This is a genomic window from Oceanobacillus sp. HCA-5259 (genome assembly GCF_037892815.1).
Lineage (GTDB): Bacteria > Bacillota > Bacilli > Bacillales > Amphibacillaceae > Oceanobacillus > Oceanobacillus indicireducens.
Genome location: NZ_JBBKBV010000010.1, coordinates 39,496 through 64,850, shown reverse-complemented (window position 1 = coordinate 64,850; position 25,355 = coordinate 39,496). Strand labels below are relative to the sequence as shown.

Sequence of the window (25,355 nt, the reverse complement as noted above, 5' to 3'; positions counted from 1 at the left end):
TGCAAATATTTCACTTCTGATGTGCATATGGTAAACTAATGGAAGGTAAAACAGGGGGTGTAACAAGTGATTGAACTAGGTGGCAAGCATTATGAGTTAGTGAAAAATATAAAAGAGGGTTTTCAGGAAGATGCAATCCGGGATCGGTATGCGGATATATTAGGGAAATATGACTATATTGTCGGTGACTGGGGCTATGAACAGTTACGGATGAAGGGATTTTACCATGATCGGAATGCAAAAGCGCCAATTGATTCCAAGTTCAGCGCTATAGAGGATTATTTATTGGAGCATTGTAATTTTGGATGTGCTTATTTTGTCCTGAAAAAAGTTACAAAATAACAATAAATGGCACGTGAAAAACTCCTTTCTCATACTAAGAAAGGAGTCACTGACGTTTTAATCCAATCTTTTGCACCGTCTATACCCGTGATATTTCTTTTCAATAATGGAACCGAGTCTAAAAATGGCTGCTTCGTTTCCAATAGAACTGATGATTTGAATACTTACAGGCATATCGTTTTCGTCTTTACCGACGGGCAATGTAAGGGATGGGAGACCCCATACATTTGCATAAGCGATATATGGCATATAGTCCAAAAACGTTTTACGAATGGAGAAAATCTCTTTAAATACTTGCCCATGTATTGGAGCAGCAGTATGATAAACAGGAAAAATAAGTAGTCGATTGTTTAAATAATCATTTAACCATTCATCACCACGGAGAATAATATCGTTTATTTCCCGAACTCGTTTTTTCGATGGTTTGAACATTTTCGAACCAAGTATTGCCCAGGATAGATAAGGGTGCATCTTTGTTCTGTTCGTCAATCGTTCTTTTAAATAGGAACGGATGAGAGGTGAACGGTCATTACTGAAAGCCTCCTTCTCGACAGCAGCACTTCCATCGATGGACATAATCTCCTGCCAAAGTTGCGCACTTTCATCAAATAGTGGTGGCGCGCCACGTTTCGTCTGAATTAATTGAATGAGGAAATCCTCTATTCCCCGCATTATATTTTTGGTGCTTTTCGCTAACGGGTAGGTCGTCTGTTCGACTAATATCTCAACTTTGTACTCATTTAGAAAGACTGGTTTCGGATTCGTGCCAGTTAGAATCCTGTTCATCAGTTCCATATCCCTCACAGATTTCCCCATTGGACCGATCCCGAGCATTCTTTGCTGCAATGGATGGGTTGGTTCTGGATAATGACCTTCGACAGTGACTTGGTGCATTCCCGGTTTAAAACCGACGACACCATTGAAATGGGATGGAAAACGGATCGACCCACCGATGTCAGAGGCGATTCCCACTGCAGCTCCACCTGCTGCAAGTAAAGCACCTTCACCGCCACTCGAACCTCCAGCAGTCCGGTTAATATCCCATGGGTTATTCGTCCGTCCATAAAGCTTATTATCGGTTTCCTGGCAATAGGAAAGGGCTGGGGTATTTGTTTTGCCTAAAATAATGGCACCTTCCTTGCGCAGTTTCGTAATCGCTTTCGCATCATCCCGAGAAATTAAATCTTGACGATGTTCAAGGCATCCCGTTGTTTTCATGTTGGTAACATGGAATGCTTCCTTCACACTGATTGGTACTCCAGCAAGCTTTCCGGTTATTCTTCCCCCCATGCTCTTTGTTTCATCAAATTGTTTTGCCTCAGCAATTGCTTTCTCGAAGCGATCTTCTACTAGTGCGTTAATGGGAGGGTTTACTTTTTTGATATGATTGATGTAAGTTGTTACGACCTCTTCACTTGTCCAAGTTCCATTTCTTAACATTTCGGCAAGTGCGGTCGCATCTAAATCCAATATCGCAGTAGATATTTTCATTTCCCCCTCTGTTAAGTATGTATTCCTCCACTTTCAGCAACCAATACCTTTTATCAAACATCAGAAAACCAGCGCCATTACTTTCATTCAGCGTAAGTCCTCAACTCTCTTTCCGGGGTCCGCAGTCCAGACACCTCTCGCTTTCCGCGGGCGGCTGGTGAGCCTCCTCGCGGGCAAGCCCGCTGCGGGGTCTCACCTAGGCCTATCGACGAACAGGAGGTTCTAATGCCGGCATTGGTCACAGGACGTGACCGTACTTAGCCGGCCTCCCGCAGGAGTCTCGAGGTGTCTGGACTGCTCCCAGGGAAGACCGAATTTGGAATACTAATTTCGTTTCAATAGAGCAATATTCGCTAAGATGGAATAATTTCCATTAAGAATAATCTTCCGCACGAGTTCAGTTGCTCGGCGGACGGTGACTCCTACGGGAAAAGCACGAGTCCAGACCTGAGCAGGAAGCGATTTTCTTCCGAGGCAGACTAAATTCGCTCTCGTATGTGGCAACGTCTGACATTAACTTCCTGCGCATCGAGGCTTCGGCTGTGCCTTAGGATGCGCATCCGTCCGCCGGGCAACTGAACGGTAATTAGAACGCCAATAAAATGAATGCGCAAAATACTTTCGCTGAATGAAAGTATTTGGTTGTTAAGGTGTGAAAGTTGAGTGTATTACATTAACTATAGCATTTTCCCTCCAAAATCCCAATTTATATGGTATGATTAAAGGGGAAGATAGATAATGGAGGGGCATAGCATGTATTTTGTCGACCGGAAAAAGATAGAAGAAAACTTAACATATATGGATCATTTACTTAATTTATTAGAAAATGAATCATTTGATTCACCAATCGAAAAACTTGGCAAAGAGCGAATTGTTCATATCTTAATTGAATCTACACTTGATGTTGGGAATATGATGATTGACGGATTTATTATGCGAGATCCGGGAAGTTACGAAGATATTATCGATATCCTTGTCGATGAAAAAGTAATTCCTGCCGAACACGAAGTAGCTTATAAAAATTTTATCTCGCTGAGAAAGAATCTCGTCACGGACTATGTGAATGTGGAAGAAGTGCAGCTGGATGAAACGATTGCTGAGTGTCTTCCGGTGCTTAACGGTTTTAGCTCACATATTCAAGCTTATTTGAAAAATGAACTTGGTGTCGCAAACGCTTTTTTAAAAGAGTAAGCAAAGGTGATGGAGATGAAACAAACGACGAAGGACAGACTCATCGTGATCTTAAAGAAGAATAAGGCAATCACGATGGATGAATTGATGAAGTTTTTCACAATATCGGAACCAGCGGTGCGTAAACATCTTCATGAACTTGAAAACCAGGAGCTTGTTAAGAAGAGCAAGCATAAACAAGAGATTGGCCGTCCTTACTATACGTATGAGTTGACCAATAAAGGACATGGTCAGTTTCCGAACCAATACGAACAATTACCGGTTGAATTATTACAGGATTTGGAAGAACTTCAAGGTCCTGAATCGGTGAAGGCATTGTTATATAAACGGATGGAAAGAGAACAGGGGCAATTGCTTGAGAAGCTAGATGGAAAGAGCTTTGATGAAAAGGCTCATGCCCTTGTTGAGATGCAGAACGATGCTGGCTATATGCTAGAAATTGAGAAAACATCAGATGGGGATTATATATTGACGAACTATAATTGCCCAATTGTTAACATTGCTAAAGAGTATCGTCACGTCTGTTCCAATGAAAAAATAATGTATAATCATGTATTCGATGAAAGTGAAGTAAGGCCAGAAGGATATATCACAACTGGTGCCCATGTATGTAAGTGGGTTATAAAAGCACCAAAAAAAGATGATTGATCGCGCAATCATCTTTTTTATTGCAAAGAAACTAAAAATACGGTGGTTCTAGTGATAGCCACATCCGCTCCGCACGTACTTAGCTTGTAACGGCGCTTGCGCCTTTGATTTTTCTAGTCAATTAAATTTTCGGGGTCGACGGTGGAGTGGGCGAGTCTGCTAGATGCCGCTGCCGCGATTGCACCGACAATGTCATCAAGGAATGTGTTGACGCTGCCAGTTGAATGGTCATTCAGCTTTTTTAAAATACCTGGTTTCTGTTTGTCGATATAGCCGTAGTTTGTAAGCCCGATTGATCCATAAACGTTTACAATCGAAAGGGCAATAATTTCATCAATGCCGTATAAGCTTTCGTCTGTAACGATCGTTTCAAGTAAAGGCTCGTCCAAAAGTTTTTTCTCCGCCAGAACGTCTAATTGAATACCAGTAATGACAGCATTTTGCACTTCTCGTTTGGAGAGGACACGGTTGACATTGAAGCGGCATTCATCCATCGTTAACTTGTTATGATAGCTTGACTGCAAATAATAAACGAGTTCCGCAATATCCTCGATTTTTACCCCACGTTTCTCAAGAAGCTCTCTGGCTTTCTTTTCTAAATCGCTTAACTTTACATGTTTATTCATTTTATCACCTTTTTCAAATAGTGGTTAAGTTAAGTTCTTCTTATTCATATAGTTTAAGTATACCCATATCATCATGAGGAGGATCTTAACTTGTCTTTGCGTGAGTTGTTAACTAATTATTATCAAATACATCCGGAAGAAAAATTGGTGATTGATGGAAGAACTGGCTATCTTGCGGACGGTTTCGTTTATTTTAACATGGAATCCCGGAATCTTGAAATGATTCAGATGGAACAAGCGGTACTTGCTTACTACTTAATGGAAAATGGTTTCCGACATATTGCGCTACCTGTTAAAAATATGAAAGAAGAATGGTTTACAGAATATCAAACGTCTACGTACTTAATTTATCAAGTGAGTGATCGGAATACGGTAAAAGAAAGCTTAGGCAGAAATTTAGCGTTATTTCATGAAACGGGTTCCGCGTATTATTATGAGCCCCAGTCCATTTCAAGTTATGGGGAATGGAAGCGCCTATGGACGGATAAGCTGAACTTATTTGAAGAACGGATAGCTCAGCTCACAACAGAGGAAACGGTAACTCCAATTATTTTTGATGTTCTACCCTATATTATAGGTATGAGTGAAAATGCTATTCAATACCTGCGGGAAACAGAAGAAAATGAAGCACGTTATACGGAAGCCGATCAAGGGACAATAGCCTTTCTCCGGTTCAATAATCAAGTGGAGCGTGAAGTAATCTGGCCCGATGAGCTAGGCTTCGATCATCCTGCCAGGGATATAGCTGAGTATATCCGCAATTGTCTTTTAAGTGGACAGTCGGACAATGTATTGCATGAATTCTTTAGAGATTACCAGGCAATAAGGCCGCTATCCGTATTTAGCTGGCGACTAATTTATGCACGCTTACTTTTTCCCATTCATTTTTTTGATGCGGTGGAACCATTGATCAATGGGGAAAACAGTAAAACAGGAGAGGCTGCACTTTATAAAATGATTAAATTGCAGGAAGTATATGAGGAGCGCTTACGTAATTTTTACGAGAAAATGGAAATCGATAAGGAAGCATTTGAGCTTGTTGAGGTGGATTGGCTTTCATGAGGGTAATTATGATTTGGCATAAAAAGAAAAAAGGCAGCTGTAGTTCGCTGCCTCATTAGAATACTTGTTCAATTTCCTTAACGCCCGGAACTTCTGCCATTAAAGCACGCTCAATTCCGGCTTTTAATGTAATCGTGGAACTAGGGCAGTTACCACAAGCACCCATCAAACGGAGTAGGACAATACCGTCCTCATCCACATCTATTAATTCAACATCTCCACCATCACGGAGCAAAAATGGACGTAATTTGTTTAAAACTTCTTGTACTTGCTCATGCATGAATCACATCCCCCTTTCGTCATACTAGTAAAAAAATGGATTTGCTAATGAATCTATTGGTAATACTTAAAACTTCTATCGGTTAATTATATTGTACCTTTGCTTCTCTATTTTGTAAAATGAAAGAAACTCCCTTTTTATAAATCAAGGAGAGGTAGGAGGCGTGCCAATGAGTGAAAAAGTTAAAGTTACCATCTACGGGGCGGAACTGCTCTGTGCCAGTTGTGTAGGAGCACCAGGTTCAAAAGATACGTATGAATGGCTGCAAGCTGCAATCGGACGGAAATATGGAACAGATGCCATTTCTTATGAGTATGTCGATATAGATGAGACACAAACAGAAGAGAAGCACCAGGACTTTGTTCGTCGAATCGTTGAGGAAGATTTATTTTGGCCAATTGTATTTGTCGATGAGGACTTGGTCGCGGAGGGGATTCCCCGCTTGAAAACAATTTATCAATCATTGGAAGCAAAGGGACTCGTGCCGGTTGAGGAGATATAAACAGAACGATTGCTTAAATTATTTATCATTTGTATAATTAAAGGAAAATGAGACCGAAGGAGGTAATGCATATGTCAATTATTATAACGGATAAGGCGAGCGTTCAAATCAAAGAGATGATGCAGGATGAAGAGGAAGGGGTACGCCTTCGTTTTGGTGTGCAAGGTGGAGGCTGTAGCGGCCTTTCATACTCCTTAGGATTTGATGAAGAAATCAACGAAGAGTTAGATGTCGTGGAAGAAATAAATGGTATTCCTGTCGTCCTATTCAGCCAGGACATCCCTATTATTGAAGGGACGAAGATTGACTTTAAAGAAAACTTGATGGGTGGGGGATTCAGTATCGATAATCCCAATGCTGTACTGTCCTGTGGTTGCGGCTCATCTTTCCGTCCGAAAGAGTATGATGGACCAGTTGAAAAGTGTTAAAGGACACGAGTAGACTTTGTGTAGCGAAAGTTCCATTCTTCAACCATTTAACGCATGAAGAAATGGTTAAAATTGCTGAAAGAAGTACCCATAAGAACTATCGTAAAGGGGAAATTATTATCCATGATGGCGACCCATTGGATTACTTATACATCGTCCACCAGGGAAGAGTGAAGATTTACCAAGTTTTTGAATCTGGTAAAGAGCAATTATTACGGATCTTGGAACCTGGTGAGTTCATGGGGGAAATGGCGATTTTCACAAAGAAAGAAATGGACAGCTATGCAGAAGCGATCGAAAAGTCGGAGATCTGTGCAATCCATCGGGACGAGATGCAGTTATTAATGAAGGAACACCCATCGATTGCACTGAAAATCTTAGAGCAATTTAGTAAGCGTTTGGACCAAACAGAGAAGCTTGTTGGAGAATTGAGTTCGAAAGATGTGGAAATGCGGATTGCTACGTATTTAGTAGAACTCGTGGAAAAAGATAAGCAGCTGGACATTGTGCTCCCAATGAGTAAAAAAGATCTTGCGTCCTATTTAGGAACAACGCAAGAAACAGTAAGCAGGCGGCTGTCTACATTTCAGACAAACAATTGGATTGTGCAAGATGGTCATCGTAAAATAAAAATAATGGACCTAGAAGCACTGAAACAAGTTGCAGTACTAGAATAGAAAAAGGAGCCTACTTCATATAGGAATAGGCTCCGATTTTTATTTAGAAAATAGCCATGTCGGTGGAGTGTCTTGGTTGAACGCGTGCCTTTGGATCCATATAGCGCATGGCGTTGTTGACTGCCGTAGGTCCCTCACCAAAGCCGGTCACAATCAATTTAACTTTACCATCGTAGGTTGTCACATCTCCAGCAGCATAAATGCCTGGAATATTTGTTTCCATTTTTGTGTTGACGACAATGCTATTCTTCTCGATTTCCAGTCCCCAGTCTTTAATTGGACCGAGGGAAGAAATGAACCCGTAATTACAAATGAGCTCATCCACATCAAGGGTGATTTTACTTTCTCCACGCACTTCCTGGAGTGTTAGTGAATTGATCCGGTCAGTCGCTGTTATTTCTTGTGCTGCATATGGAGTAATGACTTCAACCGCTGAATTTTTTAGCTGTTCTACACTCGCTTCGTGGGCGCGGAATTGATCTCTGCGGTGGACGAGCGTTACGCTTTTTGCGGATTTCTCGAGCATCAGGCTCCAATCGAGAGCGGAGTCTCCACCACCAAGGATGACGACATTTTTATCCTTGAAATGGTTCATATCGGTAACATGATAATGCAAGTTAATTCCTTCGAAGTCCTCACTATTATCAATATTTAAACGTCTCGGAGTAAATGCACCGTTTCCAGCTGTAATAATAATTGTTTTCGTATAGTGAACGTCACCGCCCTTACTGACGAGCTTGAAGCTATCATCTGCCAATCGTTCGACTGTTTCAATTTGCTGGTCAAGAATGATTGCTGGATCAAAGAACTTCGCTTGCTCTTCTAAATTATCGATGAGATCAACTGCCTTAATCTTTGGGAAACCAGCGACATCATATATATATTTCTCCGGATAAAGGGCTGCAAGCTGTCCACCGATTTGTGGTAAACTTTCAATAATCTTTACTTTCGCTTGACGCATTCCACCATAAAAAGCAGTAAACAAACCTGCTGGTCCGGCACCTATTATTGTTATATCATAAAGTTCTTCAGACAACAGAATTCCCTCTCTCTGTACTATAATTATCAACAATCTAATCCTACCATAAAACGAAACCGAATCGTTACTATCTAGCTCATGAACAAAAGGAAAAATGGTTTATTTCGCGGATGAATAATTCTATTGTAACAAACGTGTAACATTTATATTTTATTTTCATTACAATTGTGTTATAATCTTATGATGTAATTCGTATATACGAAAGAATAGCCAATCTGTTAACAAGTTCTATACAGAAATTTTAAGTAAATCTAAGGCTGATGGAGTGTTTTAAAAAGATGTATAAACCACATATCGTAATTTTAGGAGCGGGATATAGTGGTCTTATGACCGCTACTAAATTACAGAAATTATTACGCCGGAATGAAGCGGATATTACGCTCGTGAATAAACATGATTACCATTATCAAACGACTTGGCTTCATGAAACGGCGGTAGGATCATTAAAGCCGGAGCGAACAATGATTCCAATTCGTGACATCATCAATCAAGATAAGATAAACTTTGTAATCGATGAAGTAACAATGATTGATGAGAAAAATAAGAAGGTGAAGCTTCTAAACCAGGAGCTTTCTTATGATATCCTCGTCGTTGGGCTAGGATTTGAAGCTGAAGCTATCACAAATCCGAATTTAAATGAAAATATTTTTCCGATTGGAAATTTAAATAATGCAAGAGTCTTGAGAGAACATTTGGAATATAACTTTGCCAAGTATGCGAACGAAGAAGAGAAGAATGCTGCACGGATTAATATTGTTATTGCAGGTGGAGGATTTACCGGAATTGAATATGCCGGTGAACTCGCTGACCGGATTCCAGAGCTCGGCAGTGAGTATGATGTGGAACGAACGCAGGTCCGCATCATTATAGTAGAATGTGAATCTACTATTCTACCAGGATGCAAGCAAGAATTTGTGAATTATGCAATGAACTCTCTTGAATCTCGTGGTGTCGAATTTATAATGGACGCTAAAATTGTCGAATCGAAACAAGATTGTGTTGTCTATGAAAAGGAAGGAAAGCGTGTCGAAATCCCAGCAAAGACAATCGTCTGGACTGCTGGTGTCCGTGGTAATTCATTGCTTGAAAAATCAAGTATCCCGACTGTTAATGGAAAAGTAGAGGTCAAAAGCGATTTACGCGTTCCGGGTTATGACGATGTCTATATCCTAGGTGACTGTGCACTGATTACGAATCCAGAAACAGGAAGGCCATACCCAGCGAATGCGGAAACGGCAATTGCTTCTGCTGGAATTGCAGCTCGGAATATTAAAGCGCAGATTAATAAAAAAGCATTATTACACTTTCGATCCAGAAAGAAGGCGATCATTGCTTCACTCGGCTCATCCGACGGTGTTGCCATATCATTAAACGGTCGGCAGCATTTCGGGTGGAGAGCGACAATTATGAAGAAACTTTCTTTAAATCGATATTTGCTCCAATTAGGAGGAATCCATCTATTAATGAAGAGAGGCAGATTTAATTTCTTCCATATGTAAAGCAAAGGCTATATGTCTTTGCTTTTCTTTCTATTTATTATAAAATAAGCGTGGGTGTTATCTAACGAAGCGAAGGGAGTTACATCATTGATACAGCTAGTAGTTTCCATTATGTTATATTTCGTCATTTTCTTTGGTATCGCTTTTATTTTAAATATGCTTTTAAGAAGAACTTGGCTTATGTCCATTCTATATCCAATTGTTGCCATAATGATTATCGATGGCATTTCTACTTTTGATTATTTTACGAACACTGCGGAATCTTTTAAACTATTAGGAGATACACTTGCTGCTTTAAAAATTGCTGACTATGTTATTATGGGAGCCGGTTTTCTCGGTACAATAGTTTCCGGATTTACAATTCGTATTTTAAGAAGAAGTGGATACCAAATGTTTTAATGATTATAACTGGATAAAAACCACAGTCCATGTGCACTGTGGTTTTTAGGATATTGTATAATGCAGTGCCTCATCCCAATTAGGGGATGCAAAATGGGAAATGTGGAATGAACGGGAAATTCGCATCATGAGTTAGAAGATGTAAACAAAGAGCTACTGCATTTCTCTGAAAAAGAAATTTAGCTTTTTTAATATATCTTTTATTAGCCTTAGTTTGTATAATTTTTGTTATAATAAGATTAAGCTTTTAAAAAATATACCCTTGAATGAAAGTGCTTTCACTCATTAAGAGGTAAATACTTCATAGGGAAAGACAGACAAAGGAGAATGAACAATGGTTAACTTAACTCGAGACTTTTTCATTGCTTTATCGAACAATCAATTTCTGAATGACAATGCCAAAAGGTGGGGATTCCGACTAGGTGCAGAGAAATTTGTAGCTGGTACAGATTTGCCTCAGGCCGCTGAAAAGGTCAAGGAATTGAATGAGCGCGGTATTGCCGTGACGCTCGACAATCTAGGGGAGTTTGTTAATGATAGGACTGAAGCCGAAGCGGCAAAAAATCAAATCCTCGAAGTAATTGAATATATTCATGAGGAGAGACTGAACGGTCATTTATCCGTAAAATTAACCCAGGTCGGCCTTGATATTGATAAAGAATTTTGCATGGACAACATGCGGGAGATTCTTACTAAAGCAAGTGAATATGATATTTTTGTAAATATTGATATGGAGAAATATATTCATTACCAGCCGACATTAGATATTGTAAAGGAACTTCATAAAGACTATGAAAATGTCGGAACGGTCATGCAGACTTATTTATACCGCACAATGGATGATTTAAAGGATCTTGAAGATGTGCGGCTAAGGATTGTAAAGGGAGCTTATAAAGAGTCTGAAGAAGTAGCCTTCCAAGAAAAAGAAGATATTGATGCGAATTTCATGGAAGCGGTAAAAATAAGATTGCAAGGGAATGCGTTTACATCGATCGCGACGCATGATCATAATTTGATAGAAAACATCAAAAAATATGTGGAAGAGCATCAGATTGATAAGAGAAAATTTGAATTTCAAATGCTTTACGGCTTCCGTGTAGAGATGCAATATGCATTGGCCGAAGAAGGTTATAATTTCTGTACGTATATTCCGTTTGGTGATGATTGGTATGGTTATTTTATGCGCCGGCTAGCGGAGCGCCCGCAAAATATAAATCTCGTACTTAAAGATACCTTTTATACAGAAGATAACAGACTGAAGACAGGGGCGGTCGTTGCTGGGGCAGCTGGGATTGCAACACTTGGATTTATTGCCGGCAGAAAGAGTCGCAAAAACAAATAGAAATAACAATTTTTGTCTTTTTTTAGATAACTGGCTATAAAATGGGAGGAATACATTATAGTTTCATAAAAGGGGAGAGAGGAATGTCTGATTATACGTATCAGCTATTAGCCATCATTATATATTTTATCGGGATGATTATGATTGGATTGATGGGTTTCCGAAAGACGAAAAACTTAGATGATTACATGCTTGGCGGCCGCCAGCTCGGTCCGTTAGCGTCAGCTCTTAGTGCTGGTGCTTCCGATATGTCCCAGTGGCTCTTGATGGGACTTCCTGGGGCACTTTATGTAGCCGGTCTTGTGGAAATCTGGATGCCAATTGGTTTAGCTGCAGGTACCTGGTTAAACTGGAAGATTGTCGCACCAAGACTACGGACTTACACGCAAGTGGCGAATAATTCGATAACCATTCCGAGTTTTCTGGACAACCGTTTCAAACGAAATGCGAAAGTTTTACGGGCTGTTTCTGGAATCGTGATTCTGCTCTATTTTACTTTTTATGTTTCTTCTGGGATGGTTGCCGGAGGAGTGTTTTTCCAGAGTGCATTCGGCTATGACTATACGACCGGATTATTGATTGTTGGCGGGGTCACCATTCTCTACACATTCATTGGCGGATTTCTAGCGGTAAGTTACACAGATGTTGTACAAGGAACGATGATGTTCTTAGCACTGCTTCTTGTTCCAATCTTTGGTATCTTTGCAACGGGCGGCTTAAGAGAAACAGCATCGAGTGCGATGGCGTTCAACCCGGATGTCTTTAATATGTTTTCTACAGCTACCTTTGCCGGCGTCGTGTCCCTGCTGGCTTGGGGTCTCGGTTATTTCGGACAGCCCCATATTATTATTAGGTTTATGGCAATTAAATCTGCGCAAGAAACAAGAACAGCGCGTCGAATAGGTTTTGGCTGGGTTGTTCTATCACTTGGCGGGGCAATAGCTACAGGTATCGTCGGTGCTGCATACTTCCAGCAGAATGTAGATGTTACATTATCAAATTCGGAAGCCGTTTTTCTTATTTTAGGTCAAATCCTCTTCCATCCGTTTATTGCTGGAATGATGCTTGCTGCGGTGCTTGCAGCGATTATGAGTACCGTATCCTCGCAATTACTTGTATCTTCATCTGCACTAGTAGAGGATATATATAAGGTTGTATTCAAGAAGGAAGCAAGCCAAAAGTTCTATGTTAATTTAGGAAGAATTGCAGTGCTGTTCATAGCGCTTATCGCAATCTACTTTGCATGGGAACAAAACGATACGATTCTAAGCTTGGTTGCCTTCGCATGGGCAGGGTTTGGATCATCCTTTGGACCGGTTATTCTTTTATCCTTGTATTGGAAGAAGTTCACTAGTGCTGGTGCGCTTTGGGCAATGGTCGTCGGGGCAATCACGGTCTTTGTCTGGGGTAATTCAAAAGTTTTATCCGGCTTTCTATATGAAATCGTTCCAGGATTCACCCTTGCTATGATTGTTGCGATAGTAGTAAGTCGAATAACATATAAGCATAATCCTGAAATTGAGGCGGAATTTGACGAAGCAGTGGCACTAGCTAAGCAATCAAATGATTAACAATCTAACTTTTACAGCCTAAAACAGCTAGGTAGGTTTGGAATTCGATAAAATCGCGGATTCGTTCATTCAGCGTAAGCGCAACCTTCTCCTGGAGGTCCGCAGTCCAGACACCTCTCGCTTTCCGCAGGCGGCTGGTGAGCCTCCTCGGGCTACCGCCCTGCGGGGTCTCACCTATGCCTTTCCTCCTGCAGGAGTCTCGAGGTGTCTGGACTGCTCCGAGGGGAAAGCCAAATTTGGAACACTATTTTTCATTTTAGGAATAGAACGCTGATCTTAGGGTGATAGTTTCCATCCATAATAATCATCCCTACCAGCATCCCTACCAGTTCAGTTTCCCGGAGGACGGTGACTCCTGCGGGAAAGCGGAGACGATGAGACCCCGCAGGAAGTGCTTTTCTTCCGAGGAGGCTCAGCGCGGAGCCCGCGGAAAGCATCCGTCCTCCGGGAAACTGAACGGCGATTAGAGCGCCAAATTAAATGAACAAGCAAAACACTTACGCTGAATGAAAGGAATTCGAGTCTCTATAAAAAACATGATTATGTTTAAATATTCATGTTCTGGGATAAGATTAGACTGCTTTGATTTTTTTGATTCGTTAGTTAAGTTAATAATTAGTAAAGGGTGATTGTATGAGGAAGACGAATGTTCATCGTTTGCTTGATAAGGAAAAAATTGCTTATCAGATCCATGAGTATGCTTGGAAGGAAGATAGCCTTGATGCGGAAACTGCAGCAAGTCAAACGAATATTCCGCTTGATAAGGTATTTAAAACACTCGTAACGGTCGGAGATAAAACTGGACCAGTCGTTGTTGTTATTCGTGCACAAGATGAACTGAACTTGAAAAAACTTGCCAAAGTAAGTGGTAATAAAAAGATTGACATGCTTCCAATGAAAGATTTGGAGAAGACGACAGGGTATATACGGGGCGGTTGTTCACCGATTGGTATGAAGAAAAGCTATCCGACATACATTGATTCCTATGCAGAAGGCTTAGAATATCTCGTCATTTCAGCGGGGAAACGCGGTTCCCAAGTCGAACTCTCTCCAGCAGATCTAAAAGAAATGACCAAAGCGGCGTATGCTGACCTACGAGCAGAATAATTTAGAAAAAACGGTCCCAAGATGAGGACCGTTTAATTATTTTTCCGTTCTTTTTGTAATGCAACTTTTACTGTAGTTAAGAATTCTTCGGCTTTTTCTTCTGGTGCTTTCGTAACGAAGCTGACACCGATGAAAATAATCGTGGATAAAATAATTCCCCATACCCCTGATGCGAGCCCAAGTGGCTTCCACTGAAATGCTTCTAAAAGGATGACAATAACCCCCGTAACCCCAACACTTGCTAATACTCCAGCAGCTGTACCCCGTTTCCAGAAAAACGTTCCGAATATAGCTGGAACCGCAATGATAAGACCAGCTGAAGAGGCAACGGAGAGGAGTACAATGATACTTAACTCCATTTCAGCAAATAGATAAGCAATAATAGCAATGACAGGAATGACGAATTTTCCAATCTGCAGCTGCATGCGGTCAGATGGTCGTTTCCTCAGATTCCCGTACACATCTTTCGCAAATACGGACGCGAGGGTCAGTAAAATTGAATCAATCGTTGAAATTGCTGCTGCCATAATTCCTACCATCACAATGACCCCAAGAATTGGTGGAACGAGATCACTGGAAAGAATCAATGGTGTTGCCATATCAACATTGTCAAGGTTCGGGAACATAATTGTCGCCGAAAAGCCCCAAAAAATCGCAACAAGTGTATAAATGAGTCCAAAGATCATAAATCCGAGAATCATAATTTTTAAGTTCTGTAAAGATGACGGCATGAATAACCGTTGACTGACCTGTGGATTGGAAAGGCTGAAAAACATCCATGGCAAGGTCATTCCAATAAATGTAAAAATATTAAAAAATCCGTTGCCAGGAACAGCTAATGAAGCTGGGTGTTCTGTTTCCAGCGTCTGGAAGAAACTACTAAACCCTCCTAGCCCGCTGATAAGAACAAGAACGACAACGGTTGATGTGATAATCATGAATACCGCTTGCAAGGAATCTGTCCAGGCAACGGAACGAATTCCCGCAATATAAGAAAATAAAATCGCCATAATCGTTGCAATCAACACACCGGTTGAAAAGGTGATTTCATTATTCGTAAGACCAGAAAGTAAGTAACCGACACCAGTTAGCTGTACTGCGCTATAGGGGATGAGGAAAAGACAGCTTGTTATTGCGACGATGACTGCCACCCTTTTATCTTGATAGCGATCACCAAGCATCTCAGATGGTGTAACATAGCCATATTTTTTACCGACAACCCAAAAACGCGGTCCAAAAAAAGCAATCAGTGAAACCCCCATCAGATAAATTAATTCAAATCCAAGCGCACCAACCCCGCCACTGTATGTAAGTCCGGCTAAACCAACAAGCATGAATGCACTATAAGTAGTTGCACTATAACTAAGTGCAGATACGATTCCGCCGAGTTTCCTATCGCCAAGGAAATAACTGACCATATCATTTTGCTTGCCAGATTGCGATAGAAACGCAATGAACAAAGAAATGATAATATAGATGGCAACAGCCCACCAAACGTACGACGTATTCATTGTTTTTTGCCCCACTCCCTAATTAATAAATAATTGACGCCAATTACAATTACAGTAAGTACCGTCCAAAATAAAAAGCTGCCATACCACTTTTCGACATCAGGAAGCAATGTGTACGGTACAACAAAAGCAATCAGAATCAAGCATGTAATAATAATGGCATAAACCCCTTCGTTCTCCTTCATTGTCGATATTTCCTCCTTTTTAATAGTATAAGAAACGATAAAGTGAAACTTCATTCAGTGGGGAATTCCTTACCTCCCCACTGAATGTTAGTTGAACAGAATCAGATATTTACGGACTGTATATCCCCACCTTCACATATTGGGCTTCCCTCATGTTTAGAGATGGGGGTATTACAGACCGTTAATGCGTGATAAAGTGAAACTTCATTCAGTGGGGAATTCCTTACCTCCCCACTGAATGTTAGTTGAACAGAATCAGATATTTACGGACTGTATATCCCCACCTTCACATATTGGGCTTCCCTCATGTTTAGAGATGGGGGTATTACAGACCGTTAATGCGTGATAAAGTGAAACTTCATTCAGTGGGGAATTCCTTACCTCCCCACTGAATGTTAGTTAAACCGAATCAGGTATTTACGGCCTGTATATCCCCCACCTCCACATATTGGGCTTTCCTCATGTTTAGAGATGGGGGTATTACAGACCGTTAATACGTGAAAAAATAAAAATGCTGTAATAACTTAGGTTTCTAGGGCTAGTTACGTCCGCTCTGCGACTTAGTTCAGGTTAATACGAAGTGAATTAGCGTCATTTTGTGTGAAGAAAATCACATAGTTTTACGAAATTTTCATATTTTCGATGTAAAGTTACAAAACCTATCATACCAGATTGTGATAAAGAAGGCTACACAAAAAATCTTTTAATTAAGAAACTTTTGTATGTGACGGACGTCCAATGTAGTAAGAAGGAATAGAAAGGGGCTAAGTTCAAGTGAAGAAATATATAAGTATATTGGTGTTCAGTCTATTGCTTGTAGCTTGTACTGGGGAAGAGGTGGATGACACTGCCGAGGGGACGGCCGATATTGCTCATGATACAGAAAGCTACGGAGTGGAAGATAGTGAACTGCAATTTTCTAATGAGGAAGAGGGTCAAGATGCGGAAACGGAAAAATCAGTGGAAGATGTTGAAGTGGATAGTGCCGAATCAAATCGTAAAGTTATTTATACGGCAGATATAGATGTTGAAACGGATGATTTAAAAACATTTTCTAATCAAGTTCAAAAAGAAGCTGCAAGGATTGGCGGCTATGTACTTGAGTCGACATTATATAATGAGAAAACAGAAAATTTGAAAAGCTGTCAGATGACCATTCGTATTCCACAAGAAGATTTCCATCCATTCCTAGATTTTATCGAGGAGGGAAGTACAAAGGTGCTGGATCATTATGTTTCTGGCGAGGATGTTACAGAGGAATTCGTTGACCTGGAGTCCCGTCTGAAATCGAAAGAAAAAGTGGAAGAAAGATTACTGGATTTTTTAGCTGGTGCGGAAGAAACAGAGGACTTATTAAAAATCTCAAATGATTTAGCACGGGTGCAAGAAGAGATTGAAATGATTGTCGGCCGGATGAATTATCTTCAGGATAAAACGGATTTTTCAACGATAACGATATCAATTCGTGAGCGTAATGTAACACTTTCAAATGTCAATAATGACTTGAACACATGGCAAGAAACGAAACAACAGTTTATGAAAAGTATTAATTCCATCATTACCATCCTATCTAAACTAAGCATACTCATCATCGGTAACTTGCCAGTATTAGCAATTATTGGAGTGCTTGCCCTGAGCGGTTTTTTCATCTGGAAAAAACAAAAGAAAATCAAATAAGTGGGACGCGGGTTCAGTCTGACCCTCTGTCCCAGTTTGCTTATCTGAGTATGGGTGATAAACTAGTAGTAAATAAGAGTAAGAGGGGGAAAAGGATGGAAAAATTACAGGTTGGCAGGGCGCAATTGACTTGGTTACGTGGTGGTGTGAATCATTTGGATGGCGGTGCCATGTTCGGTGTAGTGCCGAAAGCATTATGGGCAAGAAAGTACCCGGCTGATGAGAAGAACTTGATCGAATTAAGGACCGATCCAATTTTGCTCCAATTGGATGGGAGAAATTATCTCATAGATTCTGGCCTCGGAATAGATAAACTGTCAGAGAAGCAGATTCGTAACTTTGGAGCAAGTGAACTTTCTTTTGTAGAAGAATCATTAAGTGAACTTGGTGTGGAGCCAACTGCCATTGACGGTATATTAATGACTCATTTACATTTCGATCATGCGAGTGGCTTGTCAAAAAAAGGAAAAGAAGGGTATGAAACAATTTTTCCCAATGCGACTATTTATACGACGGCAATTGAATGGGAAGAAATGCGTCACCCCAATATTCGTTCTGTTAATACATACTGGGAGAGGAATTGGCGACCGATTGAACATCAAGTAGAGACTTTCGCAGATGAACTGGAAGTTGCAAAAGGACTGCGGATGATCCATACAGGAGGACACAGTGAAGGACATGCCATTATTGTTTTTGAAGATGGAGAAGACTGTTTCATTCATATGGGAGATTTAATGCCAACGAATGCACATGAAAATAAGCTTTGGGCGCTGGCCTATGACGATTACCCGGTGACATCGGTCCACGAAAAACAGGAGTGGATGGAATACGGATACAACAGACAGGCATGGTATACATTTTATCATGATGCTTACTACAGAGCGATCCGCTTTAATGAAAAAGCTGAACGGATTGACGCGGTTGAGAGGGCACGGGTATTGAAAGGAGAGCGCTTCAATTAAGAAGCGCTCTCCTTTAAGCGGTTTCAGTCGTCGCGATGATACCGCCTGTTTCTACATCAACATAGAATTCGTACTGTTTACTCTCCCCATCGATGTTTCGCGTAATTCCCCCGCGATAGGCTTGATACACCAGGCCATTTTTCTCGACTTCTTCAGGTTTCATATAAATCCATGATCCGCTGATTGGCCCGTTTTGTTTAAAAGCTTCCTTCGCATTACTTAAAGCTTTCTCTGGCGTCACTTTCTGCTTCGTATCCAATTGGCTCTTCAATAGATAACCTACCGCGAACCCGATACTTGCAGCAAGTAAAAGATTTCTTTTTTTCAACTTGTTCCACCTCTCATTAAATGAAATAGACATTCATCTTCTTTTAATTATACCTTAGTTACTTGGAAATTTAAAATTCCATGGATGCAGTTACGAGGAGTGAAAATTCTTCGAGATAATCCTCCTCAAAATACGCTAAAAATGGCATAATATTTTTATATCGAAAGTCAGAGCATAGCATATTTAAGGAGGTTTTTATTCTTGTCCGATTATTTCCGGTTCTCTTAGCCTCATTGCTTTTTTGGCTTGGAATGCTCCGCTGCTTGAATACCTGTTTTTCATCAACACAAAAGACATGGGTGCCGTGTTCTTTCGCTGTAGTGCCGTTTGATAAACATCATAAACAGCTTGGGCTTGCTTTTGGTTTGTCCCATGGTTCTCAATCTTTGGATTCAGTCAAACTCGGTAATGATGTCGTTTAAATCAGCTTCCTTTAAATAGCGTGCAACACTGCGTGGAGAGATTTGTTCAACAATGTGCTCTTTTTTAGCCTGATCCGCCAATGTGCTTGACAAAATTCTCTCGAAATTTTGTAAGCGCTATGTTACGATAATTCCGATAAGGTATTGCGAATATAAAGAAAATGAACTTAAAGAAAGTACAAGAAATACTTTTTGATATATCTATATTAGAGGAAGATTTCTGGATAAGAGTAGATGTTTTATTTCCAAGCGCAGATATGGAACATAACAGGGAGGTTTATAATGGACTTTAGCTTTAAATACTTATTAATTGCATTTATTTTTTTCCCGATTTGCACAATGGTTCATGAATTAGGACATGCTTTTTTTATCAAACTGTGGGGATGGAAGGTTAAAAAGATTCAAATCGGTTGGGGAGATACACTAATAAGCATTGGCAGACTTTCTATAAATAAGATATTTTTTATCAGTGGTGCAACTTCATATGAACGACCAGACAAGGTAAGTAAGACCAAATGGGCTATTGTGCTACTAGGGGGAGTTATATTTAATGGATTTTTTATTGGAGTCTTATATTTGGTCTCATTGTTTTTTAAAACGGAATATATAGGAATTATGAACTTTTTAAGTTGCTTATACATCTTATGGTGTCTCATTCCATATACTGACTTGCAGGGACGTTCAAGTGATGGGAAACAATTGCTTAGTTTACTAAGAAGTACAAAAACTAGTTAGGTTATCCTGTTTAAGTTTAATAAATACATAGAACGTACGATGCTTGTGAATAAAGACATGAGATAGAACCACCCTTGCCATCTTTTGGAGTCATCTATGACGAAACTTCGGGCTACTTCTCGTATGAATTGAACTTAATTGCAGCCCCAAAGTGCTCCAGAGTTTGTACGTTGCCACGAGGCACAAGATGTGCTAGTACAAACACTCTGCGGTGGGACGAGTAATTGCAGTCCCAGGCGTTGCGAAACGAATCGCGTACTTAGTCTGTAAGGGCGCTTGTGCCTTTTCCTTTGCACTTCATTTAACAAACTCACATAAATTAATAATAGTGCAAAGGCGAACCATGAAGGGGGAGGAGCTATGGCGATAAAACCACCTATTTTACAACAAGGGGATACAATTGGAATTGTTACCTTGGGCAGTCCACTAGATGCAAGTATTATTAACGCTGGAATAGAAACGTTACAAAATATGGGATTTAATGTGATCCTAGGAAAATATGTCTATTCTCAAAATGGGTTTCTTGCAGGAACAGATCAACAACGTGCCTCGGACTTGATGAGCATGTTTGAGAATGACCAGGTAAAAATGATCCTTCCTACTAGAGGTGGCGTGGGAGTAGCAGGCATTCTTCCTTACCTTGACTATTCCGTGATCACAAGCCATCCGAAAATTATATCGGGTTATAGCGACATAACGATATTATTAAATGTCCTATACCAATATGCCGATTTGATCACATTCCAAAGTTTAATGCTCATTGATTTCGTATCGGGAGGTCCAGCCTACAACGTCAATCAATTTTTTACTGCTACGTCTACATTAACTTCACCAAGACAAATACAAAATTCGCCGGGCATTCCAACTGTCAGTACGGTCCAGGGTAATGTAACCGGTCCAATTGTCGGGGGCAACCTGACCTCTTTTGTTGGTAACCTTGGAACCCCTTACGAAATCGATACAAAAGAAAGCATACTCCTTATTGAAGAAACCCATGAACCAATTAATACGGTTTATAGATATTTGAATCATTTAAAGTTAGCCGGAAAATTTGATGATTGCATTGGCATCATCATGGGAGAATGTACAAATTGTCCCGCCTCATATAACACGACTTACAATGATTTGATTAATACCTTTATGACTTCCTTTGGCAAGCCACTTATGACCAACTTTACCACCGCACACGGAACGTATAAAGCAGCAATTCCAATTGGAGCTATAGCAAATTTAAATACAACGAATAATACATTAACGGTACTTGAACCGACCGTAAGTTGATTGGGACGTAGGAACGGTTCTTGTACCGACTCCTGTCGTCCCGTTCTTTCGTTCGGGTTTGTGTCTTTTCTCCCATCGGAATACTAAATGGAAAGGTTTCCGGATGGCGATTAATGCAAGGTGGCTGATAACTCTTCCAATATATGTTGCGGCGACAAGCAGTACAGTTATATGTCTATTGTTTCAGTTTTAAACCCGCCAATTAAATGTATAATGTCTTGGGACGGAAAAAGACAAGCTTTTGTTAGCACGCATTAACGGTCTGTATTCCCCACATTCCAAAACATGAAGGGAAGCCCAAGATGTGAAGGGTGGGGATATACAGTCCATAAATCCCTGATTCTGTTCAACTAACACTGAATGAAGTTTCACTTTATAAGATTTTTCATTCAATCCAACAATCCTTGCAAAAATCGCTGAAACAAATTCGAAAGGCTGTTCTGACCGGGATAGTGGAAAGTCATTTCCATTATCCGGTATACTGAAAAGACATAGAGAAATAGAATATATATAAAAGGAGTTTAAACATGAATCAGGAAACCTTAGAACTTTTTAAAAATTTAACAGAACTACAGGGGGCTCCGGGGAATGAACATGCTGTCCGGGCTTTCATGAAGAAGGAATTAGAGAAATATGCAGAGGAGATTGTGCAAGATAATCTCGGAAGCATCTTCGGTGTTAAAAAAGGAGAAGGCCCCCGCATCATGATTGCCGGACATATGGATGAGGTTGGCTTTATGGTTACTCAAATAACGGATAACGGAATGATTCGCTTTCAGCCATTGGGCGGCTGGTGGAACCAAGTCATGTTAGCCCAGCGCGTTCAAGTAATGACAGAAAACGGTCCTGTTATTGGTGTTATTTCATCGATTCCGCCCCATTTGCTTACGGAAGCCCAGCGGAAGAAACCGATGGAAATTAAAAATATGCTGATTGATATTGGGGCAGATGACCGGGATGATGCGAAAAGAATTGGCGTGAAGCCAGGAGATTCAATCGTTCCTGTTACCCCATTCCAACCGATGGCAAATGAGAAGAAAATCCTTGCTAAAGCTTGGGACAACCGCTATGGCTGCGGGTTATCCATCGAGTTATTAAAAGAATTAAAGGATGAATCGTTACCGAACACGTTATATTCCGGAGCAACTGTTCAAGAGGAGGTTGGACTTCGCGGGGCTCAGACTGCATCTAATATGATTCAGCCGGATATCGCTTATGTTCTCGATGCCTCACCTGCGAATGATGCCTCAGGGGATAAAAAAGCATTTGGTCAGCTTGGGAAAGGGGCCTTGGTGCGAATATTCGACCGGACGATGATCACACATCGGGGCATGCGTGAATTTGTACTTGATACAGCAGAAACAAATGATATCCCGTATCAATATTTCATATCACAAGGTGGAACAGATGCAGGACGAATCCATCTATCGAATAACGGTGTACCAAGTGCGGTAATTGGTATCTGCTCACGATACATTCATACGTCAGCTTCCATTATTCATGTTGATGATTATGCAGCGGCGAAAGAATTGCTCGTGAAATTGGTAAAAGCTACTGATCAAACGACAGTTGATACGATTAAAAATAATAGCTGAGGAGTAAGGAATGAAATTAATAATCGGTTCTAAAAACCCAACGAAAATCCGTGCGTGTGAAGCGGTTTTCACAGATTACACTGTCCGGGGAGTGGAAGCTTCGTCTGGTGTTTCCCCGCAGCCGCGTACTGATGAAGAGACGAGACAAGGTGCAATCAATCGTGCACTTCAATCACTTAACATGAAAGAAGCGGATGTAGGTGTCGGTCTCGAGGGTGGAGTCATGCTCGTTGATGATTGTCTCTATGTAACGAATTGGGGCGCACTTGCTGTTTCAACAGATCTAATTTATACCGCAGCTGGAGCGCGAATCGCTTTGCCGAATGAATTTTTACCAGAGTTAGAAGAAGGGAAAGAGCTAGGAGACATCATGGAAGTGTATGCTAAAAGGGAAAATGTCCGCTCGAAAGAAGGGGCAATTGGCATCTTCACCAACAATCTAATCGACCGCGGTACGATGTTCACCCACATTACCCAAGCACTAAGAGGTCAACTGGAATATTGGTCAAAAAGTTAAAGAAGAACAACGACGCAAGAAGATCATAGAAGCTAAGCCAAGAAGTAATTCATTTGGCATTCTTAGGTGCAGAGCGGACGTGGCTACCCGCTCGAAATTTCTCAAGAATATTTTTATTTTATGGTTTCCTAGAGGAATGAAAAGAGGAGTGCCGCTTTGGGCGCTCCTCTTTTCATTCATAAATATAGGCTAAAACATCTAATGCTTGATCAATCGTTTCAACTGTAATATTCGCTTTGTTGGATAGCTCTTTCAATGGGTGAATAAACTCTTCCGGTCGAACAAGAATCGTCGGTTTATTCAATGTAATTGCCGCGGAGGCATCCATCGCCGTATTCCACTGTCTGTATTTCTCACCAAACAGCGCAATAACGACATCAGCTTTCTGCATAAGCACCTGTGTTCTTAAATTATTCACAGCAGAAGCTGCATCATCCCGGTAATAATTGCCAGGCTGCTTCCCTAGAATCTTTTCTCCAATATCATCTGAAAGGTCATGATTCGTCTGTGGTCCGACAAAGGTTAACGGTAAATTCTTTTCCTTTGCTTTTGCTTTTAATTGATCCCGCCAGTCTGAGTGAATTTCACCAGCTAGATAAACAGTTAGTTCCATTTCAGCACCTCCAAATAATATGACTCCACTTTCATACTAACGAATTGTATAATAATTGCAAATTATTTACATGAGCATTTCAAAATTCGTTAAATCAGGGCGTGTGAATTGAAACAGACGGGAAGGAAAGCTATGATAGAAAGAAGGAGATGATTGAAAATGAGGCCATTGCAATCTGTAAAAGAATTTAACGAACTCAAAAATAATGAAAAAGCAATTTTTCTTTTCACAGCTGGCTGGTGTCCAGACTGTCGCTTCATTGAACCAATCTTACCAGAAATAGAAGATAAATATCCTGAGTACACTTTTGTTGAAGTGAATCGAGACGAATTTATGGAACTGGCACAAGAAAATGAAATTTACGGTATCCCTAGCTTTGTTGCTTATGAAAAAGGGTTAGAAGTAGGCCGATTTGTCAGTAAAGACCGGAAGACAAAGGAAGAAATCATTTCGTTTATCGATGGCTTTGCGAAAGTGTAGATTAAGTTTGTAAGGAGGTACCATCGATGAAAATGACAAGTACCCGCATGCGGGACATATTGAAAGAGCGTCTGTCAAATGATAAATATCATTTTAGATTTAATCGTAAAGAGGACACACTCCGTATCGAGTGGAAGGAAACGAAGCAAGGTTTAACCTTGACGCTTCCAAATATCATTGTAAAATATAATACGCGCGGTGAAACGGTAATTGATGAAGTTGTTGAACATATTGAGGAAGCGCTAAGAATGATGAATGAACATGTTGAATTGACAGGAATGGAGAAGTATATCTATCCTGTGATTCGCTCGACATCATTCTCGACTAAAACAAAAGCTGAAAAAAAACTGATCCACAAAGATCATACCGCGGAAACGAGAATATTCTATGCACTTGATGAAGGGAAATCATACCGATTAATTGATGAAGATTTGCTTCAAGAAGCAGAGTGGACTGGGAAGCATCTAGAAGAAATCGCAATGTTTAATGCCCGCTCTCTTTCAACCGATTATAAAATGGATAAAGTAGCTGGGAATGATTTTTACTTTATTGCAACTCAAGATGGATATGATGCAACCAGAATATTGAATGAAGCATTTCTGGAAGAGATGAAAGCAAATATGAAAGGTGATATGACCGTCGCCACCCCGCATCAGGATGTATTGATTATTGCAGATATTCAGAATGAGACTGGTTATGATATTTTAGCTCAGCTTACAATGAAATATTTCTCGGAGGGGCGCATCCCTATTACTTCGTTACCGTTTATTTACGAAGATAAAAGATTAGAGCCAATCTTTATCCTCGCGAAAAACCGCCCAGAGAAATAGGGAAAGGACGAAATA

29 protein-coding genes are annotated in these 25,355 nt (G+C 40.5%); 20 read left to right on the top strand and 9 right to left on the bottom strand.

Going from position 1 to position 25,355, the window contains the following annotated elements; translation table 11 throughout:
• Window positions 1–66: 66 nt before the first annotated feature.
• Window positions 67–342, top strand: coding sequence for a YutD family protein (locus WKU33_RS08035; protein ID WP_336253128.1), 276 nt, complete (start codon window positions 67–69; stop codon window positions 340–342).
• Window positions 343–399: 57 nt separating this feature from the next.
• On the opposite strand, the gene WKU33_RS08030 is transcribed toward WKU33_RS08035, so the two are convergent.
• Window positions 400–1,833 (bottom strand): amidase, encoded by a 1,434-nt coding sequence (locus tag WKU33_RS08030; RefSeq protein ID WP_336253127.1) that lies wholly within the window; start codon window positions 1,831–1,833, stop codon window positions 400–402.
• Between the two features lie 738 nt (window positions 1,834–2,571).
• On the opposite strand from WKU33_RS08030, the gene WKU33_RS08025 reads away from it, so the two are divergent.
• Both WKU33_RS08025 and WKU33_RS08020 read left to right on the top strand, forming a co-directional pair.
• The gene (locus tag WKU33_RS08025; protein WP_336253641.1) at window positions 2,572–3,024 is read left to right on the top strand and encodes a DUF86 domain-containing protein; all 453 of its coding nucleotides are present in this window, start codon (window positions 2,572–2,574) and stop codon (window positions 3,022–3,024) included.
• Between the two features lie 9 nt (window positions 3,025–3,033).
• Entirely contained in the window at window positions 3,034–3,672 is a 639-nt protein-coding gene (locus tag WKU33_RS08020; protein ID WP_340454107.1) for a helix-turn-helix transcriptional regulator, read from the top strand.
• A gap of 113 nt (window positions 3,673–3,785) precedes the next feature.
• On the opposite strand, the gene WKU33_RS08015 is transcribed toward WKU33_RS08020, so the two are convergent.
• A complete protein-coding gene (locus WKU33_RS08015; RefSeq protein ID WP_336253125.1) occupies window positions 3,786–4,298 on the bottom strand; it encodes a phosphatidylglycerophosphatase A family protein in 513 nt (170 codons plus the stop codon).
• A gap of 90 nt (window positions 4,299–4,388) precedes the next feature.
• On the opposite strand from WKU33_RS08015, the gene WKU33_RS08010 reads away from it, so the two are divergent.
• Window positions 4,389–5,360: a hypothetical protein gene (locus WKU33_RS08010; protein ID WP_336253124.1), complete on the top strand. Its 972-nt coding sequence runs from the start codon at window positions 4,389–4,391 to the stop codon at window positions 5,358–5,360.
• Between the two features lie 55 nt (window positions 5,361–5,415).
• On the opposite strand, the gene WKU33_RS08005 is transcribed toward WKU33_RS08010, so the two are convergent.
• On the bottom strand, window positions 5,416–5,640 hold the full coding sequence (locus WKU33_RS08005; RefSeq protein WP_156856711.1) for a NifU family protein: 225 nt from the start codon (window positions 5,638–5,640) through the stop codon (window positions 5,416–5,418).
• A gap of 169 nt (window positions 5,641–5,809) precedes the next feature.
• Here WKU33_RS08005 and WKU33_RS08000 point away from each other — a divergent pair, with 169 nt between their 5' ends.
• From WKU33_RS08000 to WKU33_RS07990, 3 genes are all read left to right on the top strand, one after another.
• The gene (locus WKU33_RS08000) at window positions 5,810–6,142 is read left to right on the top strand and encodes a YuzD family protein (protein WP_340454067.1); all 333 of its coding nucleotides are present in this window, start codon (window positions 5,810–5,812) and stop codon (window positions 6,140–6,142) included.
• A gap of 71 nt (window positions 6,143–6,213) precedes the next feature.
• A complete protein-coding gene (locus WKU33_RS07995; RefSeq protein ID WP_336253123.1) occupies window positions 6,214–6,570 on the top strand; it encodes a HesB/IscA family protein in 357 nt (118 codons plus the stop codon).
• Window positions 6,564–7,247: a Crp/Fnr family transcriptional regulator gene (locus WKU33_RS07990; protein ID WP_340454066.1), complete on the top strand. Its 684-nt coding sequence runs from the start codon at window positions 6,564–6,566 to the stop codon at window positions 7,245–7,247. The genes WKU33_RS07995 and WKU33_RS07990 overlap by 7 nt, the downstream gene beginning before the upstream one ends.
• A 43-nt stretch (window positions 7,248–7,290) precedes the next feature.
• Here the strand turns inward: WKU33_RS07990 and WKU33_RS07985 are convergent, their stop codons facing one another.
• Window positions 7,291–8,283: an NAD(P)/FAD-dependent oxidoreductase gene (locus WKU33_RS07985; RefSeq protein ID WP_336253121.1), complete on the bottom strand. Its 993-nt coding sequence runs from the start codon at window positions 8,281–8,283 to the stop codon at window positions 7,291–7,293.
• A gap of 281 nt (window positions 8,284–8,564) precedes the next feature.
• Here WKU33_RS07985 and WKU33_RS07980 point away from each other — a divergent pair, with 281 nt between their 5' ends.
• From WKU33_RS07980 to ybaK, 5 genes are all read left to right on the top strand, one after another.
• Window positions 8,565–9,785: an NAD(P)/FAD-dependent oxidoreductase gene (locus tag WKU33_RS07980; RefSeq protein ID WP_156856715.1), complete on the top strand. Its 1,221-nt coding sequence runs from the start codon at window positions 8,565–8,567 to the stop codon at window positions 9,783–9,785.
• An 87-nt stretch (window positions 9,786–9,872) separates the two neighbouring features.
• On the top strand, window positions 9,873–10,184 hold the full coding sequence (locus WKU33_RS07975) for a YuiB family protein (protein WP_156856716.1): 312 nt from the start codon (window positions 9,873–9,875) through the stop codon (window positions 10,182–10,184).
• Between the two features lie 334 nt (window positions 10,185–10,518).
• On the top strand, window positions 10,519–11,526 hold the full coding sequence (locus WKU33_RS07970; RefSeq protein WP_156856717.1) for a proline dehydrogenase family protein: 1,008 nt from the start codon (window positions 10,519–10,521) through the stop codon (window positions 11,524–11,526).
• Between the two features lie 83 nt (window positions 11,527–11,609).
• Window positions 11,610–13,097, top strand: coding sequence for a sodium/proline symporter PutP (gene putP, locus WKU33_RS07965; RefSeq protein ID WP_340454062.1), 1,488 nt, complete (start codon window positions 11,610–11,612; stop codon window positions 13,095–13,097).
• 633 nt (window positions 13,098–13,730) lie between these two features.
• Entirely contained in the window at window positions 13,731–14,204 is a 474-nt protein-coding gene (gene ybaK / locus WKU33_RS07960; RefSeq protein WP_156856719.1) for a Cys-tRNA(Pro) deacylase, read from the top strand.
• 32 nt (window positions 14,205–14,236) lie between these two features.
• Here ybaK and WKU33_RS07955 read toward each other — a convergent pair whose 3' ends face one another.
• Together WKU33_RS07955 and WKU33_RS07950 are read right to left on the bottom strand one after the other, a co-directional pair.
• On the bottom strand, window positions 14,237–15,715 hold the full coding sequence (locus WKU33_RS07955; protein ID WP_336253315.1) for a sodium:solute symporter family protein: 1,479 nt from the start codon (window positions 15,713–15,715) through the stop codon (window positions 14,237–14,239).
• The gene (locus WKU33_RS07950) at window positions 15,712–15,900 is read right to left on the bottom strand and encodes a hypothetical protein (protein ID WP_156856759.1); all 189 of its coding nucleotides are present in this window, start codon (window positions 15,898–15,900) and stop codon (window positions 15,712–15,714) included. The genes WKU33_RS07955 and WKU33_RS07950 overlap by 4 nt, the downstream gene beginning before the upstream one ends.
• A 774-nt stretch (window positions 15,901–16,674) precedes the next feature.
• Here WKU33_RS07950 and WKU33_RS07945 point away from each other — a divergent pair.
• Entirely contained in the window at window positions 16,675–17,577 is a 903-nt protein-coding gene (locus WKU33_RS07945) for a DUF4349 domain-containing protein (RefSeq protein ID WP_340454059.1), read from the top strand.
• A 95-nt stretch (window positions 17,578–17,672) separates the two neighbouring features.
• Window positions 17,673–18,539, top strand: coding sequence for a YtnP family quorum-quenching lactonase (locus WKU33_RS07940; RefSeq protein ID WP_340454057.1), 867 nt, complete (start codon window positions 17,673–17,675; stop codon window positions 18,537–18,539).
• Between the two features lie 13 nt (window positions 18,540–18,552).
• Here the strand turns inward: WKU33_RS07940 and WKU33_RS07935 are convergent, their stop codons facing one another.
• Together WKU33_RS07935 and WKU33_RS07930 are read right to left on the bottom strand one after the other, a co-directional pair.
• Entirely contained in the window at window positions 18,553–18,867 is a 315-nt protein-coding gene (locus WKU33_RS07935; RefSeq protein WP_156856723.1) for a PepSY domain-containing protein, read from the bottom strand.
• Between the two features lie 392 nt (window positions 18,868–19,259).
• Window positions 19,260–19,382 (bottom strand): hypothetical protein, encoded by a 123-nt coding sequence (locus WKU33_RS07930; protein ID WP_255454384.1) that lies wholly within the window; start codon window positions 19,380–19,382, stop codon window positions 19,260–19,262.
• 189 nt (window positions 19,383–19,571) lie between these two features.
• Here WKU33_RS07930 and WKU33_RS07925 point away from each other — a divergent pair, with 189 nt between their 5' ends.
• The 4 genes from WKU33_RS07925 (at window position 19,572) to WKU33_RS07910 (ending at window position 23,417) form a co-directional block, all read left to right on the top strand.
• Window positions 19,572–20,024 carry a M50 family metallopeptidase gene (locus WKU33_RS07925; protein ID WP_336253312.1) on the top strand — a complete coding sequence of 151 codons (453 nt, stop codon included), beginning with the start codon at window positions 19,572–19,574 and terminating at the stop codon, window positions 20,022–20,024.
• 360 nt (window positions 20,025–20,384) lie between these two features.
• Window positions 20,385–21,305 carry a S66 peptidase family protein gene (locus WKU33_RS07920; protein ID WP_340454054.1) on the top strand — a complete coding sequence of 307 codons (921 nt, stop codon included), beginning with the start codon at window positions 20,385–20,387 and terminating at the stop codon, window positions 21,303–21,305.
• Window positions 21,306–21,832: 527 nt separating this feature from the next.
• Window positions 21,833–22,900, top strand: coding sequence for a M42 family metallopeptidase (locus WKU33_RS07915; protein ID WP_340454052.1), 1,068 nt, complete (start codon window positions 21,833–21,835; stop codon window positions 22,898–22,900).
• Window positions 22,901–22,910: 10 nt separating this feature from the next.
• A complete protein-coding gene (locus WKU33_RS07910; RefSeq protein ID WP_340454050.1) occupies window positions 22,911–23,417 on the top strand; it encodes a DUF84 family protein in 507 nt (168 codons plus the stop codon).
• Between the two features lie 172 nt (window positions 23,418–23,589).
• Here the strand turns inward: WKU33_RS07910 and WKU33_RS07905 are convergent, their stop codons facing one another.
• Entirely contained in the window at window positions 23,590–24,030 is a 441-nt protein-coding gene (locus tag WKU33_RS07905) for a YtoQ family protein (protein WP_188855536.1), read from the bottom strand.
• 159 nt (window positions 24,031–24,189) lie between these two features.
• Here WKU33_RS07905 and WKU33_RS07900 point away from each other — a divergent pair, with 159 nt between their 5' ends.
• The gene (locus tag WKU33_RS07900; protein ID WP_336253308.1) at window positions 24,190–24,510 is read left to right on the top strand and encodes a thioredoxin family protein; all 321 of its coding nucleotides are present in this window, start codon (window positions 24,190–24,192) and stop codon (window positions 24,508–24,510) included.
• 26 nt (window positions 24,511–24,536) lie between these two features.
• On the top strand, window positions 24,537–25,340 hold the full coding sequence (locus WKU33_RS07895; RefSeq protein WP_340454048.1) for a DUF1444 domain-containing protein: 804 nt from the start codon (window positions 24,537–24,539) through the stop codon (window positions 25,338–25,340).
• The last annotated feature ends 15 nt before the right edge of the window (window positions 25,341–25,355 follow it).

What these genes read in the sequence shown, in the direction of transcription:
- WKU33_RS08030 (WP_336253127.1), bottom strand. Translation starts at nt 1,833, where the DNA reads ATGAAAATATCTACTGCGATATTGGATTTAGATGCGACCGCACTTGCC.
- WKU33_RS08025 (WP_336253641.1), top strand. Translation starts at nt 2,572, where the DNA reads ATGGAGGGGCATAGCATGTATTTTGTCGACCGGAAAAAGATAGAAGAA.
- WKU33_RS08020 (WP_340454107.1), top strand. Translation starts at nt 3,034, where the DNA reads ATGGAGATGAAACAAACGACGAAGGACAGACTCATCGTGATCTTAAAG.
- WKU33_RS08015 (WP_336253125.1), bottom strand. Translation starts at nt 4,298, where the DNA reads ATGAATAAACATGTAAAGTTAAGCGATTTAGAAAAGAAAGCCAGAGAG.
- WKU33_RS08005 (WP_156856711.1), bottom strand. Translation starts at nt 5,640, where the DNA reads ATGCATGAGCAAGTACAAGAAGTTTTAAACAAATTACGTCCATTTTTG.
- WKU33_RS08000 (WP_340454067.1), top strand. Translation starts at nt 5,810, where the DNA reads ATGAGTGAAAAAGTTAAAGTTACCATCTACGGGGCGGAACTGCTCTGT.
- WKU33_RS07995 (WP_336253123.1), top strand. Translation starts at nt 6,214, where the DNA reads ATGTCAATTATTATAACGGATAAGGCGAGCGTTCAAATCAAAGAGATG.
- WKU33_RS07980 (WP_156856715.1), top strand. Translation starts at nt 8,565, where the DNA reads ATGTATAAACCACATATCGTAATTTTAGGAGCGGGATATAGTGGTCTT.
- WKU33_RS07970 (WP_156856717.1), top strand. Translation starts at nt 10,519, where the DNA reads ATGGTTAACTTAACTCGAGACTTTTTCATTGCTTTATCGAACAATCAA.
- putP (WP_340454062.1), top strand. Translation starts at nt 11,610, where the DNA reads ATGTCTGATTATACGTATCAGCTATTAGCCATCATTATATATTTTATC.
- ybaK (WP_156856719.1), top strand. Translation starts at nt 13,731, where the DNA reads ATGAGGAAGACGAATGTTCATCGTTTGCTTGATAAGGAAAAAATTGCT.
- WKU33_RS07955 (WP_336253315.1), bottom strand. Translation starts at nt 15,715, where the DNA reads ATGAATACGTCGTACGTTTGGTGGGCTGTTGCCATCTATATTATCATT.
- WKU33_RS07950 (WP_156856759.1), bottom strand. Translation starts at nt 15,900, where the DNA reads ATGAAGGAGAACGAAGGGGTTTATGCCATTATTATTACATGCTTGATT.
- WKU33_RS07940 (WP_340454057.1), top strand. Translation starts at nt 17,673, where the DNA reads ATGGAAAAATTACAGGTTGGCAGGGCGCAATTGACTTGGTTACGTGGT.
- WKU33_RS07925 (WP_336253312.1), top strand. Translation starts at nt 19,572, where the DNA reads ATGGACTTTAGCTTTAAATACTTATTAATTGCATTTATTTTTTTCCCG.
- WKU33_RS07920 (WP_340454054.1), top strand. Translation starts at nt 20,385, where the DNA reads ATGGCGATAAAACCACCTATTTTACAACAAGGGGATACAATTGGAATT.
- WKU33_RS07915 (WP_340454052.1), top strand. Translation starts at nt 21,833, where the DNA reads ATGAATCAGGAAACCTTAGAACTTTTTAAAAATTTAACAGAACTACAG.
- WKU33_RS07910 (WP_340454050.1), top strand. Translation starts at nt 22,911, where the DNA reads ATGAAATTAATAATCGGTTCTAAAAACCCAACGAAAATCCGTGCGTGT.
- WKU33_RS07905 (WP_188855536.1), bottom strand. Translation starts at nt 24,030, where the DNA reads ATGGAACTAACTGTTTATCTAGCTGGTGAAATTCACTCAGACTGGCGG.
- WKU33_RS07900 (WP_336253308.1), top strand. Translation starts at nt 24,190, where the DNA reads ATGAGGCCATTGCAATCTGTAAAAGAATTTAACGAACTCAAAAATAAT.
- WKU33_RS07895 (WP_340454048.1), top strand. Translation starts at nt 24,537, where the DNA reads ATGAAAATGACAAGTACCCGCATGCGGGACATATTGAAAGAGCGTCTG.